This is a genomic window from Streptomyces sp. NPDC091280 (assembly GCF_044768565.1).
Taxonomy (GTDB): Bacteria; Actinomycetota; Actinomycetes; order Streptomycetales; family Streptomycetaceae; genus Streptomyces.
Window position 1 is genome coordinate 33,772 of record NZ_JBIVUZ010000026.1, and the last position, 15,872, is coordinate 49,643.

7 protein-coding genes and 1 pseudogene are annotated in these 15,872 nt (G+C 66.2%); 7 read left to right on the forward strand and 1 reads right to left on the reverse strand.

What is annotated here, in order from left to right; genetic code table 11:
- Positions 1-406 precede the first annotated feature (406 nt).
- The 5 genes and pseudogenes from ACIQPR_RS47360 to ACIQPR_RS47380 all read left to right on the forward strand — a co-directional run bounded on the left by ACIQPR_RS47360 (position 407) and on the right by ACIQPR_RS47380 (position 4,662).
- On the forward strand, positions 407-2,182 hold the full coding sequence (locus tag ACIQPR_RS47360) for a hypothetical protein (RefSeq protein ID WP_403663449.1): 1,776 nt from the start codon (positions 407-409) through the stop codon (positions 2,180-2,182).
- Positions 2,179-2,541, forward strand: a complete 363-nt coding sequence (locus tag ACIQPR_RS47365; protein WP_403663452.1) for a hypothetical protein — start codon at positions 2,179-2,181, stop codon at positions 2,539-2,541. The genes ACIQPR_RS47360 and ACIQPR_RS47365 overlap by 4 nt, the downstream gene beginning before the upstream one ends.
- Positions 2,542-2,596: 55 nt before the next feature.
- Entirely contained in the window at positions 2,597-3,517 is a 921-nt protein-coding gene (locus ACIQPR_RS47370; protein ID WP_403663454.1) for a hypothetical protein, read from the forward strand.
- A gap of 61 nt (positions 3,518-3,578) precedes the next feature.
- Positions 3,579-4,117: pseudogene (locus ACIQPR_RS47375) on the forward strand (winged helix-turn-helix domain-containing protein).
- Positions 4,114-4,662, forward strand: a complete 549-nt coding sequence (locus ACIQPR_RS47380) for a transposase (RefSeq protein ID WP_403663581.1) — start codon at positions 4,114-4,116, stop codon at positions 4,660-4,662. The pseudogene ACIQPR_RS47375 and the gene ACIQPR_RS47380 overlap by 4 nt, the downstream one beginning before the upstream one ends.
- Here ACIQPR_RS47380 and ACIQPR_RS47385 read toward each other — a convergent pair.
- Complete coding sequence (locus ACIQPR_RS47385) at positions 4,656-4,871, reverse strand: hypothetical protein (protein ID WP_403663458.1); 216 nt, start codon at positions 4,869-4,871, stop codon at positions 4,656-4,658. The two genes, ACIQPR_RS47380 and ACIQPR_RS47385, sit on opposite strands and share 7 nt — an antisense overlap.
- Positions 4,872-5,273: 402 nt before the next feature.
- On the opposite strand from ACIQPR_RS47385, the gene ACIQPR_RS47390 reads away from it, so the two are divergent.
- Positions 5,274-8,906 carry a LamG domain-containing protein gene (locus ACIQPR_RS47390; protein ID WP_403663584.1) on the forward strand — a complete coding sequence of 1,211 codons (3,633 nt, stop codon included), beginning with the start codon at positions 5,274-5,276 and terminating at the stop codon, positions 8,904-8,906.
- Between the two features lie 136 nt (positions 8,907-9,042).
- The gene (locus ACIQPR_RS47395; protein WP_403663461.1) at positions 9,043-15,852 is read left to right on the forward strand and encodes a polymorphic toxin-type HINT domain-containing protein; all 6,810 of its coding nucleotides are present in this window, start codon (positions 9,043-9,045) and stop codon (positions 15,850-15,852) included.
- Positions 15,853-15,872 lie beyond the last annotated feature (20 nt).

Genomic DNA, 15,872 nt, shown 5'->3' on the forward strand with positions numbered 1-15,872 from the left:
GGCGGCTCCGAGGTTCCGTACAGCTCCCCGGACCGCGCCGAACTCGCTGAGCGGCTGGCCACCCTGACCGTCCGGGAGCTGAAGATAGCCGAGTTGGTGGCGCTGGGTGATGCGTCGGGTGAATTCGAGCTGGCCTGCAGCTCCGTGCAGACAGTGTGGACGTCGGCGGCGAGCCCACCCGGCCGGGGGTGCCACTCGCGTTCAAGGGGAGTTGGTACTCCGGCGCGTACTGCCCGTGGAGCGGGAGCTGACCAGATCCGGTGCCGTGGTCAGTAGTAGTGGCCGCATCCGTGTACGTCGGGGTCAGATATGTACAAATCGGTTACGGTGTCGATGCATTCGCTATCGTGATGCTCAGTCAGATCACAGAGGGCGTTTTCGCCCGGCTTTACCATCGGGGGATGGTGTGAGTACCGCATTCATGCCGCAACAGCCGCACCAACCACAGCAGCCCCGGGCTGCCACGCCGTCGTACGCCACTGAGTCGACCCGGCTGCTGTGCGCGGGGGCCTATCTGGACCCGCTCTACCGCGACCGCGTGATCGACGAGCTGTATGTCAACGAACAGCGGATCGTGGCGCCTTCGTCTGGGTTCGACGCCGCCCGCGTTCTCGCGCACGCCCTGCGTGCTCGGCGTCTGGACCTGGCCTGGTCCGGGGCGATCGTCGGTCTGTGGGTGGTCGGAACGCTGGTCACCGACTTCTGGTTGCTCCTCTTCCTGCTGCCCAGCCTCATGCTGGCCATGGCGAACAAGGCCAGGGGACGGGCCGAACGGCCGACACTGGTGCGCCGCTGGATCGTCTTCTATCTGCGGTGGTCAGGCCGATTCTTCCTTCTCGGTGTCCTGGTTGTGACGCTCGCCGACGCCTTTACCGGCAAGTCCGCCGCTTCCTCGTCCGCAGGGACGACGTACGACTCCGCGGGCTACCCGACACAGAGCGCGCCGTCGATCAGCAATCCGGCGCTCGGTTTCCTCGGCGGCTTCTTCGGCGCGCACTCGTCCTCGAACGGGCCCGGCGCCCTGGGCGCGTGGCTCACCATCTTCGTCCTGGTGCTCGTCGTCGCGAGCATCACCGCACAGCGCAGTCAGGTCACCCGGGCGCTGGGCGCGGAACTGTCTCACAAGGGCTTCGCCGACGCAGTCGCCGACCCCGCCTACCGCGGCGGCAGCGGGCGTTCCCAGCGACTCGCCGAGCGGATCCGGACCGAACAGCACGCGCCGCTGATCATGTATCGGGAGGCCCATCCATTCTGCGGCGCGGGCACCCCCCACGACACCTGGGTCCTCGCCGTCGAACTGCGGCCCGACGGCATGAAGACGAAGCGCCCCATCTGCAATCGCTCGGTCCTGGAGACGATCCGGCCGCTGCTCGAACAGTTGCGGGAGTCCTCGGAGTTCGCGCAGCACCCGGTGCGCGACCGGCTGCGCCGCCTGGAGATCGACGAGTGCGTGTTCCTGCCGGTCGAGGGGCTGCGGCGGCGAGAGATGGCCCCCTACGGAGACGAGGTCTTCGCGACGCACCGGGAGCGCGCGGTGGAGGAGGGCGCCGAGAAGCGACGGCACTTTCTGCGGGTACGGGTCGGCGGCTGGGACGAGGAACTGGTCGTCACGGTCTTCGTACGCATCCATACCCAGGGCCGCATGCTCATGCTGGAGATCGCCCCGCACGTCCTGCAACCGGTCCGCGAGGACTTCAAGGACGCGGACCGTGTAGCCCACCGCTTTCGCCACAACCACCTGATCGGCAAGGCCGCCGCGACCGTGCCGCAGGTGCCGCGCGCCATCGTGACCGCCGTCGTCACGCTGGGCCGGACCGTGGCGTACGGCTGGCGGTTGCTCACCGGCGGCTACGCGGGCGCACTGCCGGAAGGTCCCGCGCTGTCGGTGCGTGAACTCGGATCGGCGCCCTCGGGCTCGCTGTTCCAGGAGATGGACGTGGACCGGTACTTGAGGAGCGTGCAGGACCGGGTCTCGCACGGTGTGCGCATCGCGTTGGCCGAAGCCGGTTACCAGACCGGCGAGTTCGTTCAGAAGATCGTCAACATCAGCAACGGCGGAGTGAATATCGACTCCGTGGAGGGCTCCAACTTCGCCATCGGTGAGCGGGCCTCCGCCAGTACGACTGCGGCCAGTACTACCACCGGCGGCCAGGTGCCGCAGAAGGGACCGGACACCACATGACCACCTCGGATGCTGACCAGCCACGCGTCACGATCGGCGACGTGCACGGCAGCAACTTCGCCATCGGGCACCAGGCGCGCGCGGAGACCCACCGGCACGCGGCGCCCGCCCGGGACGAGGCCACGGAGCAACTTCTCGCAGCGGTACGGGAGTTGCGGAACGACCTGCGGCGGGTGCGGTCCGACGAGGCGACCGTGGCGCTGGACGCGGAACTCGCGGACACGGAGGTGGAGATCGTCAGCACGGGCACGGCGGGCCGCACCCGCCGTGAGCGGCTCCGCGAACTCCTCGTGGACTCACAGGCGTTGCTGACGGTGCTCGCGTCCGCTGGGGCGGTGGCGGCGATGGTCGGTCTGTGAGTGGATGACGCACTCGGCAGTATGGACAGGCAGTTGAACGGGGGAGGAGCAGCCCGTGCGAGGTGGGGGAGAGCCGTACTGGAACGAGGACACGCAGGACTGGGAGGACCATGTCGGCGGGGCGTCCGCAGGCCGGGCGTCCGAGCCGCCGCCGGTTCGGCCAGCGCACGAGCCGGTCGTGGAACTGGACAGCGGACCTGCCACGGCCGGGCAACAGGTCACCGATCCGGACGCCCCGGACGCTGCGTGGCCGCCGGCGTATCCGTCTGCCCGTCATCCGGCGCCCGAGTGGCGCGGACGCCGTCACCGCATGTGGTGGATGGTGGGTGCCGGGACCCTGGTGACCGCCGTCGTGGTGACCCTCGTGACGGTTCAGGTGACGTCGGGCTCCCAGAACTCTCATGACGACAAGAGCGGTCGGGAGACGGCGGTGCGGAGTGGCTCACCGTCGACCGAGCGCACCACAACGGCCTCGGGGCAGCAGTCCGCCACGGACACACCCTCGGTCGACGCGACCGATGTACCGGCCGGCTACCAGGTGGTCCACGACACCGCAGGCTTCACGATCGCCGTACCCGACGGCTGGCAGCGCGACCAGCGCACGAACGGTGTCTTCTACACGATCGACGGTGACCGGGACCTGCTCCAGATCTACCAGATCGCCGACCCGGCCGGCACTCCGTACGAAGCGCTCCAGTCCACGTCGAACAACCGGAGCGCTGAGGAGCCGGGTTACGAGCAGCTGAGCCTGCAGGAGGTCACGGCGTCGGCGGACGCGCCGGGCCAGGACGCGGCGGAACTGGTCTACGCCTACGACAACAAGACACTGAATCAGCGCAGGCAGGTGGTGGACTACGCCTTCACGGCACCCAACGGTACCCAGTACGCAGTCCTGGTGGCGGGTTCGGCGGACGAATGGCCGTTGCAGAAGAGCAGGTTGAGCGTGGCTCTGACACGCTTCGAGGCGGACTACTGACCTTTGCGGCGTGATGTCGTTGAGGGCTGACGATGTGTGATCGTCGCGGTATGTCTGATGTGTGAGATATCCGCAGGGTGGTGGGCTGACGCCTGAACGGCAGGCGTTTTGCGAGTGGATCCGGCTGGAGGCCGCGGAACGATTCGCTGCGGGTGCCTCCAACGCCGAGGTCGCCAAGGACTTACGGGTGAGTGTGCGCTCGGTGCAGCGCTGGCGCCGAGCCTGGCACGATGCAGGCGCCCAGGGGCTGCGGTCTGCCGGGCCTGTGTCACGGCCCAAGCTGAGCGAGGCCCTGTTCACCGTGCTCGAGCAGGAGCTCGCCAAGAGGCCGGTTGCGCACGGCTGGCCGGACCAGACGTGGACGCCGGCGCGGATCAAGAGCTGATCGGGCGCCGGTTCCACACGAGCATGACGCTGTCGGCGATCGCTCGGATGCTGCACCGGCACGGCTTCAGCCACCAGGTCCCGTCCCGCCGGGCCATCGAGCGCGACGAGGAGGCCGTGGCGAGCTGGGTGAAGGAGACCTGGCCGCAGGTGGAAGGTCCGTGGCGGCGCTCGACGCCTGGCTGTGCTTCGAAGACGAAGCCGGCTTCTCGATGACGCCGCCCACCGCACGGACCTGGGCCCGGCGCGGACGCACACCCGTCATCCGGGTCCGGGGACGCTCCCAGCGCCGCTTCTCCATCGCCGCTCTGGCCTGCTACAAGCAGGGTGAACGCTCACGGCTGATCTACCGACCCAAGCGGCATCTCGATCACAAGCGCGGCGGCAGACGCAGTTTCACCTGGATTGACTACCGCGACCTGCTCATCGCCGCCCACCAGCAGCTCGGCGCACCCATTGTGCTCGTGTGGGACAACCTCAACGTCCACAAGGACCGCCGACTGCGGGAGTTCGTCGACACCCACGACTGGATCACCTGCTACTTCCTGCTGGCCTATGCACCGGACCTCAACCCCGTCGAGGGCATCTGGTCCCTGCTGCGGCGCAGCAGCCAGGCCAACACCGCCTTCACCGACCCAGACCACCTCATCAGCACGCTCCGGCACGGTCTCCGCCAGATCCAGTACCGCAGCAACCTCATCGACGGATGCCTCGCCGAAACCAGCCTCACCTTGACGACATCACGGCAACAAAGTCAGTAAGCCCGGGGGCTGGGAATCTGCTTCCAGCCATCGATCGACTTGGTCACGAACATGACGCGATAGACCTCGCGGGTCCAGACGGTGGCGCCTTCCCCGTGTTCGGGGAGTTCCTCGAACGCTTCTTCCTCCGAGTCGTAACTGTACTTTCGGCCCTTCGCGTCTTTGATCATCCACTCTCTGCTCGGCAGACCTGCGAGCCCCATGGCCATAGTGATCATCCTCCCTCTTGGTGTGGGTGCGACGGTAGCTGCTGCTGGACGTATCGATGTCCGAGGGGTTGATCGTGGAATCGGTGGGCGAGCCGCACATTGTCCGAGGGCGAGCCGTCTACGCGCCCTTCTCGGATCTCCCTGACCTGCGGATTGCCTGACGTCGTGGGCAGCGCCAGTACTTCCCGATGGCGAGTGATCAATTCGACCCGGTTTGTGAGGTCTGCCCATCATCTGGCCTGCGACGATTCCGTGGTGTGTGATCATCGTCACTCTTGACCGTGGCATGCACTGATCAGAAGACTTGACGGATCTGTGGGTAAGTCATGAACTTTCTGGGGTGTAGCTGTGGGGGAACGGGGGCGGCGCCATCGGCGTCGCAGATGGTGTGCGGTCGTGGCGATGGCATCTGTTGCCACCGGGCTGACAGCGGTGGAACCGGCCTTGGCCGCACCGCAGCAGACAGCGAGTTCCGCAGCGTCACAGCCAAAGAGTCCGGAAGTAGCGGCGTCCGCAGCCGCAGTTGCATCGGGAGACCGGGTCGAGGTCACGGCGCAGCGCACCGAGATGTCGCAGGTTTTTGCCAATCCTGATGGCACGTTCACGCAGGAGACGAATGCGGCGCCGGTCCGGGCTCGTAGGGCTGACGGTTCGTGGGCGGCGATCGACACGACGTTGGAACGGTCGGGTGACGGCAGTATCCGTGCCAAGTCGACGACGACGGATATGACGTTTTCAGAGGGTGGCCAGAAGAACTTGGTCACTCTGGCGCAGGGCGGGAAATCGTTGTCACTTGCGTGGCCCTCGATCCTTCCGAAGCCTGCCGTGTCGGGAAGTTCCGCTACGTATCCGGATGTGCTGCCGGGGGTGGATCTCAAGGTCACTGCGTTCGGTACCGGTTTCTCCCAGGTCTTGATCGTCAAGGACGCTACGGCGGCTGCCAATCCCGCTCTGGACCGGCTGGAGATGTCGGTCGCGGCGCAGGGTCTGCAGATCGAGCCGGGCCGCGATGGCGGCCTTGTTGCTGTCGACGAGAACGGGGCCAATGTTTTCGAGGGCCCCGGCGGCCAGATGTGGGACTCCACCGGAGACTCGGCCGACTCCAGCGCGAGCAGCGCTGGCGGTGTGGCCCGGAAGGCGGCGTTCTCCGCAGAGGAAGGCCTTCAACCGGACGACGGCGGTTCCCAGGATCCGACACGGGGCCCCGGTGCAGCGGACAAGACGGCCGATGTCGATGTGAAGATATCGGCGGACAAACTTCAACTAGTACCGGACCTGGACCTTCTGCGCGGTAAGGGCACCACGTATCCGGTCTACATCGACCCGCCGGTGAAGGGTGTGGTCCACAACGACTGGACGGCGCTGTCCTCGGACGGGGACCACTTCTGGGAGTGGGACGGCGACAAGGGCACTGGCTACTGCTCCAACTATGCGGGCTACCTCTGCTCCAACTCGCCCTACACCCAGCGCCTGTACTACGAGTACCCGCTGACGTCCCTGTCCGGGAAGAAGGTCTTGGACGTCACGTTCGAGGCCTATCAGACGTGGACGTTCACGTGCGATGCGCACTGGTACGACCTGAGCCTGGTCGACAAGGGGATCTCCTCCAGCACCCGGTGGTCGAGCCGCCCCAAGGCTGTTGACCTGATGGTCGACCGGAATGTCTCCTACGGCCGGGGCACCCTGTGCAGCCCTTCGCAGCCGGCGGACTGGGTGCGCTTCAGCGACAACGTGGCCGAGGAGACCAACGAGAACCTGACCACCACGGTGCGGGATCACGTGGACCAGCAGAAGCCGCAGATCACCTTCTCGCTCACCGCGCACGATGAATCCTCCACTGCATCCTGGGCCCGCTTCCGCGACGACGCCAAGCTGTCGGTCACCTACATCTCCAAGCCGGCTGTGCCGACACCGGTGGGAGTGCAGCAGGGGACGACGGGTTCGGTGTGCAACACCTCTGCCCAGCCGTTCGCCACCAGTGCCACCAAGCCGAAGATGTACGCGACCGTCCAGTCCGCCGACGGCGCCAACGCCCAACTGCGCGGCCAGTTCGAGGTGTGGAAGGCCGACGGCTCGGCCAAGGTGTGGAGTGCGGATTCTCCCGCTAGTGAGTGGGTGGCCGACAACGCCAAGCGTGACGCAACGACCGGCACACTGCCGGCGCAGACCGATTACCGGATGCATGCCCGTACCGAGGCCTACTACAAGACGGACCGCGGCGTGACGGGCACGCTGACGTCGGACTGGTCGTCCTGGTGCTACTTCCGTGTCGATACCGACAGTCCGCCGGCGCCTGTGGTCAGCAGCAAGGACGGCAAGTACAAGCCTGCCGACACCGATCCGGCGTCCGGCGGTGTGGGGGAAAGCGGTGTGTTCACCTTCACCCCGGCGGACGCGGACCCCAGGACGGCCGGGGTGCAGTCGGACGTGACGTCGTACCGGTGGAAGCTGAACAGCGGCAAGATCTCTGACCCGATCCCGGTGGCCAAGGGGGCGGCGCTGGATCGCACCATCACCCCGAACCAGGCGGGTGAGAACACCATCCAGGTGTGGGGCTACGACGATGCCGGACACACCTCGCTGACCGGCTACTACAGCTTCGATGTCAAGGGAGCCGAACTGGCCTCCGGGATATGGCACTTGGACAACAGCGGCACCGACAGCACCACGGCGACCGCCCACCCCCTTACCTCCGGGGGCGGCGCCTCCTACTCCGCCCTCGAACGGGCTGGGTCGCATGCGCTGAAGCTGGACGGCACCAGCGGCTACGCCGCGACCGCCGGACCGGTCCTGGACACCGGTAAGAGCTTTTCGGTCTCGGCGTGGGTACGGCTGCAGGACGCCTCACGCAACTACACAGTCCTCTCCCAGTCGGGCACGAACGCGTCTGGGTTCCAGCTCTATTACTCCTCCGCCTACAAGGCGTGGATCTTCAACCGGCACGGCAGCGATGTCGCCAGCCCCACGATCACCCGCTCGATCGCGATGGCGCCTCCCACACTGAACGTGTGGACCCACCTGACTGGTGTCTACGACGCCGCCGGCGCCACCGTGCAGCTGTATGTCAATGGACGCCCGCAGGGAAGCCCGGTCGCGTTCACCACGCCGTGGAATGCGACGGGTGCTCTGCAGGTGGGACGCCTGCGTGCCGGGACCGCCTACAGCGAGTTCTTCGGCGGGCAGATCGACGAAGTCCACGTGTGGTCCCGCGCCCTGGCCGACACCGAGGTCGTCCAGGACGCCGCCCTGGAGGACGAGGACGCCAGCGACGGCACGGCCGGAGACCCGGTCGTGGCCATGCTCGGAAACTGGGATGCCACCACCGCCTCCGCCAGCCCCCTGACCGACAGTTCCGGCTATGGCCATGCCATGACGCTCAACGGCGCCACGCTGGGCCTCGACCCGGACAACCCGGGTGATCCCGATCTGGGCCTGCCCGCACGCCAGGTCATGGCCCTCAACGGCACCGGCAACTACGCCACCGTCGCCGGACCGCTGACCGACGACACCGGTTCCTTCACCGCGACCACCTGGGTACGCCTGGACAGCAGCAAGCTCGCGGACACGTCCAAGAACTACCAGGTGCAGGTCCTCGGGCAGTCCGGCACCACCCAGTCCTCCTGGGGGGTGTGGTACGAGCAGCCTGCCGGCTCCGCCCAGGGCAAGTGGTACTTCGGCCGTCCGAACAAGGACGCCGCCGGCGCTACCTGGACTCGGGCCCAGTCCGAAGTCGCGGACAAGGACACCTGGGTGCGTCTGACCCTCGTCTACGACGCCCAGCAGGCCGGCGGAGACGAGAGCGACACCAGCACCCACGGCGCGGTGTTCCTCTACGTCAACACAACGCAGGTGGACGGCGATCACGGTGTCACCTACACCGCGCCGTGGCAGGGCAGCGGCCAGTTCGAGGTGGGCCGCGCCAGGATCGACGGCACGGCCGCCCGCTATTTCCCCGGCCACATCGCGAGTGTGCGGGTGTGGGCGGGTGCGATGAGCGCCATGCAGATCGGCAACCTCTACGGCGCCGAACAGTAGCCAGCCCGTCTGCCGGGCACGGGCAGCCGGATCCGATATGCGGTCCGGCTGCCCGCCCACTGTCCTCCCCTTTTTTCCGCACTACCCCTGCCCGCGGTAGGGGCCCTGTCCGCCATCAGGCAAGGAATCCACCACTGTGAATCCCGCATCACGCGCCAGACGGCCCCGAGCTGTGCTGCGCCGCTGGCTGGGCCGCGGCGCACTTGCCGTGAGCCTGGCCCTGATCCCGCAGACAGCAGTCCCCTCCGGATCGCTGCCCGCCACCGCGGCCGAGGCGAGCTCCACGGCGTTCCCGGCGCCGCCCAAACCGAAGGTCAACAAAGTCCTTCCGTTCAAGGCCAAGAAGCGCACCACGGCCAACAAGGCCGCTGCCGCGGCCAAGAGCACACAAAGCCGCCTCGCCGATGTCCACTGGCCCACGGCCGCGGACACCCACCTGCCCCTGTCTGCGTCCGGGACCTCCGCTGCCAAAGCCGGCAGCCTGCCCGTCAGCCTGACACCCGCGAAGACCAAGAAGCAGCCCGCGGCGAAGACCGGGCAGAGGGCCACCACCGGTTCCCTGGGTGTGCGGGTCTATGGTCACCAGGCCGCGGACAAGGCCGGCATCAACGGCACCCTCATCGCCCTCACCCCGGATCAGGCACTGAACGGTGGAGCCTGGCAGTTCCACCTCGACTACGCCTCCTTCGCCGATGCCTACGGCGGCTCCTACGGCTCCCGCCTGATCTTTGTCCAGCTTCCGCAGTGCGCCCTGACCACGCCCGCAGCGCCCAAGTGCCAGGTGCAGAAGCCCCTGGCATCGCACAACGACCCGGCCGCGAAGACCGTCTCCGTGACCTTGCCCGCCACCGCCGGTGCGAACGCGAAGACGCCGATGCTGCTCGCGGCCACCGCCGCCGGCTCCGGCCCCAGCGGCGACTTCAGCGCCAGCCCGCTGGGACCGTCCGCCACCTGGGAAGCCGGCGGCAGCACGGGCGACTTCAACTGGAGCTATCCCTTGCGCGTCCCGCCGGCCACGGCGGGCCCGGCCCCGAACCTGGCCATCTCTTACAGCTCCGCCTCGGTCGACGGACGCACCTCCTCGGAGAACAACCAGACCACCGTTGTCGGTGAGGGCTTCGGCATCACCGAGTCCTACATAGAGCGCAAGTACGGCTCCTGCAAGGAAGACGGCAACGACGGCAAGGGCGACCTGTGCTGGAAGTACGCCAACGCCACCCTCGTTCTCAACGGCAAGGCCGTCGACCTCGTCAACGCCTGCACCGACACCGCCACCTGCGACAGCGCGGAAAAGTCCCAGGCGGCGGGCGGCACCTGGCGGCTGAAGAACGACGACGCCACCAAGGTCGAGCACCTGACCGGCAACACCAGCAACGGTGACGACAACGGCGAGTACTGGAAGGTCACCACCACCGACGGCACCCAGTACTACTTCGGCAAGCACCGCCTGCCCGGCTGGAGCGACCACGGCACCGACCCGGACGACCCGGTCACCAACTCCACCTGGACCGCACCGGTATTCGGAGACGACGCGGGCGAGCCCTGCCACGACACCACCTACGCCTCCTCCAGCTGCACTCAGGCGTGGAAGTGGAACCTCGACTACGTCGTCGACACCCACAACAACGCCATGAGCTACTGGTACGGCAAGGAATCCAACAACTACGCCAAGAACGGCGTCGCCGACCCCGCGACCGGCTACGACCGTGCCGGCTACCTCAAGCGCATCGACTACGGTCTGCGCAGCACCAGCATCTACACCAAGCCCGCCGCCCAGCAGGTCTCCTTCGACTACGCCCAGCGCTGCGTCGCCAGCGACTGCTCCAGCCTGACCACCGACACCAAGGCGAACTGGCCGGACGTCCCCTTCGACCTGATCTGCGCCGACGGCAAGGCCTGCACCGGAAAGATCGGCCCGTCCTTCTTCACCCGCTACATGCTGACCGACGTCACGACCTCGGTATGGACCGGCACCGGCACCACCCGCCGCAACGTCGACAACTGGCACCTGGAACACAGCTTCCCCGACTCCGGTGACGCCTCCTCCCCCAGCCTGTGGCTGAAATCCATACAGAACACCGGCAAAGCCGACACCACCGAAGCCAGCCTGCCGCCCGTCACCTTCGACGGCATCCAGCTCTCCAACCACGTCGACGGCGGCGGCGACACCCTGCGCTACATCAAATGGCGGGTGCGGAGGATCACGAGTGAGACCGGTGGGGTCCTGACGGTCAACTACTCCGACCCGCAGTGCATCCGCGGCACCACCATGCCCTCCTCCGAGGACAACAACACCCTGCGCTGCTTCCCCGTGTACTGGTCTCAGTCCGGCGCCACACCGGAACTCGACTGGTTCCACAAGTACGTCATCACCTCCGTCTTCGAGGACGACCTCTACGGCAGCGACAGCCAGGAGACCCGCTACACCTACGACGGCGGCGCAGGCTGGGGGTACTCCGACGACGACGGCCTGACCAAGGCCAAATACCGCACCTGGAACCAGTGGCGCGGCTACGCCAAGGTCACCACCACATCCGGCGACGACACCGGCCCCACCAGCAAGACCGTCAACCTGTTCATGCGGGGCCTGAACGGCGAGAAGGAGAAGGACGGCACTCCTCGCGTCGCCAAGGTCACCGACTCCACCGGCACCAGCATCGACGACGACCGCCAGTACGCCGGCTTCGTCCGCGAGACCATCGCCTACGACGGCAACAGCGAGGTCAGCGGCACCATCAACACGCCCTGGTCGCTACGGACCGGCAGTCACAAGTACGACTGGGGCACCACCGAGTCGTACTTCATGCAGCCGGCCGCCATCACCACCCGGACCAAGACCTCCACCGGCACCCGCAGCACCAGAACCACCACCTCCTACGACCCCACCTACGGCATGCCACTGACGGTGGAGGACCAGGGCGACATCGCCAAGACCGGCGACGAGATCTGCACCAGGACCAGCTACGCCCGCAACACCACCGACTGGCTGGTGCAGTTCACCTCCCGTGTCGAGAGCTACGCGGTCGGCTGCGACACGACACCCAAACTGCCCGACGACACCATTTCCGACGTCACCACCGGATACGACAACCAAGCCGTCGGCACAGCACCCACCAAGGGCGAGTCCACCTCGTCCTACCGGCTGTCCGGCTACAACACGCAGAACCAGCCCACCTACCAGAAGGTGTCCACAACCACCTACGACGACTGGGGCCGACCCGAGAGCACGACGGACGCCGACAACCGGACGACCAAGACGGCCTACGTCCCGGACGACACCGGCTACGGCCCGCTCACCCAGTCCACGGTCACCGATCCCAAGCTGTACACCGTCACCACGGACGTGGATCCGGCCTGGGGACAGGTGACCAAGCAGACCGACCGCAACAACAAGATCACCGAATGGCAGTTCGACGCACTCGGCCGTGTCACCTCGATCTGGAAGCCGAACCGCTCCCGCACCCTGAAGGACGCGGCCAGCCTCGTCTACGCCTACAGCCTCACCAAGGACAAAGCCCCCTGGGTCCGCACCGACACGCTCAAGGCCGACGGCAAGACGTACAACTCCTCCTACGAGATCTATGACGCCCTGCTCAGGAAGCGGCAGACGCAGGCCCCGGCAGTCGGGGGCGGCCGGGTCATCTCCGAAACCCTCTACGACGATCGTGGTCTGGCCTACCTGAGCAACAGCCAGGTCTATGACAACACCAGCCCCACCAGTGCCCTGGCCAACACGCTGCCCGGCTCAGTACCCGCCTCCACCGAGACCGTCTACGACGGCGCTGGACGCCCCACCGACAGCATCTTCCGTGTCAACGGCCAGGAACGCTGGCGCACCAAGACCAACGACCAGGGCGACCAGGTCGCGGTCACCGCAGCCAAGGGCGGCTCAGGCACCCTCACCGTCAAGGACGCCCGTGGACGGGTCACCGAGCGCCGCGAGTACGCCGGCCCCAGCCCGACCGGCAGCGACTACACCCGCACCAAGTACACCTACACTCCTGCCGGCCAGCTCGACACGGTCACCGGACCCGACAACGCCGTCTGGCGGCACACCTACGACATCCGCGGCCGTGAGACCCAGACATCCGACCCGGACAAGGGCACCACAGACCTCACCTACGACGACGCAGACCAGCCGATGACCGCCACGGTCACCAAGGACGGCACGTCCCGGACGCTGATCAGCGACTACGACACCCTGGGCCGCAAAATCGGCACGTGGGACGGCACCAAGGACGACGCCCACCAGCTGACCAAGTTCACCTACGACTCAGTCGCCAAGGGGCAGCTGTCCGCGGCCATCCGCTACGTCGGCGGCACCACCGGCCGCATCTACGCCACCCAGGTCACCGCCTACAACAACCTCTACCAGCCCACCACCACCAAGACCATCCTGGCCGCAGCCGACCCCCTGGTGCAGGCCGGCGCACCGCAGACGTTCACCAGCACCACGGCCTACAACCTCGACGGCACGGTCAACAACAGCATCCTGCCTGCCGCCGGCGGACTGCCGACGGAGACGGTCGCCTACACCTACAACGACCTCGGGCTCGTCGACACCGTCTCCGGCAACACCAACTACATCCGCAGCATCGGCTACACCCAGTACGGCGAACCGCAGCAGACCACGCTCGCCACCTCCTCGACCGCCAAGCAACTGCAGGTCTCCGACCGCTACGAGGACGGCACCCGCCGCCTACTGAACAGCCACACCCTCGACCAGACCAACACCGGCTACACCAGTGACGTCGACTACAACTACGACGACACCGGGAACGTCCTGTCGATCAAGCAGAAGGCCGGCCCCGCCGACAACCAGTGCTTCACCTACGACGGCCACCAGCGACTGAGTGACGCCTGGACCCCGCAGTCCGCAGACTGCTCCGCCAACCCAGCGGCATCCACCCTGGGCGGGCCCGCACCGTACTGGACCAGCTGGACGTACACCACCAGCGGGATGCGGGACACCCAGACCGCCCACACCACCTCCGGCGACACCAAGACCACCTACAACTACCCGCCCGTCAACACCCAGGGCGCAGGCCAACCGCACACACTGACCTCGACCACCGGCGCACCCGCCAACACCTACAAATACGACGAGCAAGGCAACACCACCCGCCGCCCCGGTGCCACCGGCAACCAGACCCTGACCTGGAACATCGAAGGCCAACTCGACACACTCACCGAGAGCGGCAAAACCACCAGCTACCTCTACGACGCCAACGGCCAGCTCCTCCTTCGCCAAGGCACCGCCGAGACCGTGCTCTACCTCGGAGGCCAGGAACTCCACTACGACCCGGCCACCAAGAAATTCACCGCACAGCGCTACTACAGCGCCGGTGACGGCACCGCCCTGCGCACAAACACAGGCCTCTACTGGATCGTCGACGACCGCCACGGCACAGCCAGCATGGTCGTCGACTCAGCAACACAGCAGATCACCCGGCGCTACACCAAACCCTTCGGTGAAAGCCGCGGAACTGCACCAGCCGCCTGGCCCGACGACAAGGGCTTCCTCGGAAAGCCCGTCGACAGCAGCACAGGACTCACCCACATAGGCGCCCGCGAATACGACCCCACCATCGGCCGCTTTCTGTCCGGTGACCCGGTCTTCAGCGCCGACGACCACGAATCCCTCAACGGATATTCCTACGCCGACAACACTCCCGTAACTGCCAGCGACCCCACCGGCCTCAAAGTCATTCTCGGCTGCGAGGAAGGCTGCAAAGACAGCAACGGCAACTGGTACCGCCTCAACGCTTCCCCAAAGCCACACGGCGGCCTTGAATACCACCGCACCACCACATACACCAGCACAGTCAACTCCGGAAACGTAAACGGAACCCTCTCCGCCATCGTCACCAGCAACGGCTCGCAGGTGACAGTCAGGGTGGTCTTCAAGAAGGGCCCCAAACCCGCCCCGATCGAACACAAAGGCAACGCCCCCTATGTAATTGGGGTCTGTGTCTATGCGGCAGCGGGAAACTGCGGAAGTAATCAGGAAGACGCAGGATCTGCCGATATTCCCGAGCTGGGGTGCGCGAAAGACGACGGGCTCTGTGGCATACGAAACTCCCTCCTGAAAACAGCCCTGGTCTCAGGAATGCTCGGAGGCTCCCTCGGAGTATTCTCCATACGGGGCGGCTGCAGCTTTTCCGCCTCAACGCCCGTCCTCCTTGAACACGGCAAAACAAAACCGATCAAAAAGATCAAGCCGGGTGACAAGGTGGAGGCAGGTGACCCCGGCACCGGAAAGCACACCGGCACCCGCACCGTCACCGCCACCTTCATCAACCACGACGACGACCTGATCGACCTGACCGTACGCGTCCGGGGCGGCAGGACAGCCATCCTGCACACGACATCCGAACACCCCTTCTGGGACGACACCAAACGCGCCTGGGTATCGGCCGGAAAGCTCAAGCCCGGGCACCTGCTGAACACGGTCCGAGACCGGCACGCCCTTCTTACTGCTGTTCGGGTGCGGCCCGGCGAGGCCGCCATGTACAACCTGACCGTCAACGACCTCCACACGTACTATGTACTCGCTGGGTCAACACCGGTACTGGTTCACAATGCCTGCGGTCCGACTTTCAAAACTGGTAAGCCAATTAGCGGGCCTCTTCCGGATGTTGGGCAGACTTCTCTTTATGCGTTGATTCAGCCTAGGACCGGAGCATTGCTCAAGTGGGGAATTTCGAAGAATCCGGTCGGCAGGTACCCGAGCTCCGAATATGAGAACGGCACACAGATGAGAATCATTCGGAATTATGATTCCAGGCAAGATGCTCTCGATGTCGAAAGGTATATGACGGAGAGGCATCCTGGGCCACTAAACTTGGAGCCGCACCGCGGATCGGTTTCCCCGACTCAGTCCTGGGAGGAAGATCTCCAGTACGTAACTGGTGGTAGATTCTTTACCGATCGAGACGGTGGCTAGGTGTTCTGTACGTTTGAGGC

Excerpts from the sequence above, each read along its gene's own strand:
- ACIQPR_RS47365 (WP_403663452.1), top strand. The coding sequence starts at position 2,179 with ATGACCACCTCGGATGCTGACCAGCCACGCGTCACGATCGGCGACGTG.
- ACIQPR_RS47380 (WP_403663581.1), top strand. The coding sequence starts at position 4,114 with ATGACGCCGCCCACCGCACGGACCTGGGCCCGGCGCGGACGCACACCC.
- ACIQPR_RS47385 (WP_403663458.1), bottom strand. The coding sequence starts at position 4,871 with ATGGCCATGGGGCTCGCAGGTCTGCCGAGCAGAGAGTGGATGATCAAA.
- ACIQPR_RS47390 (WP_403663584.1), top strand. The coding sequence starts at position 5,274 with ATGGCATCTGTTGCCACCGGGCTGACAGCGGTGGAACCGGCCTTGGCC.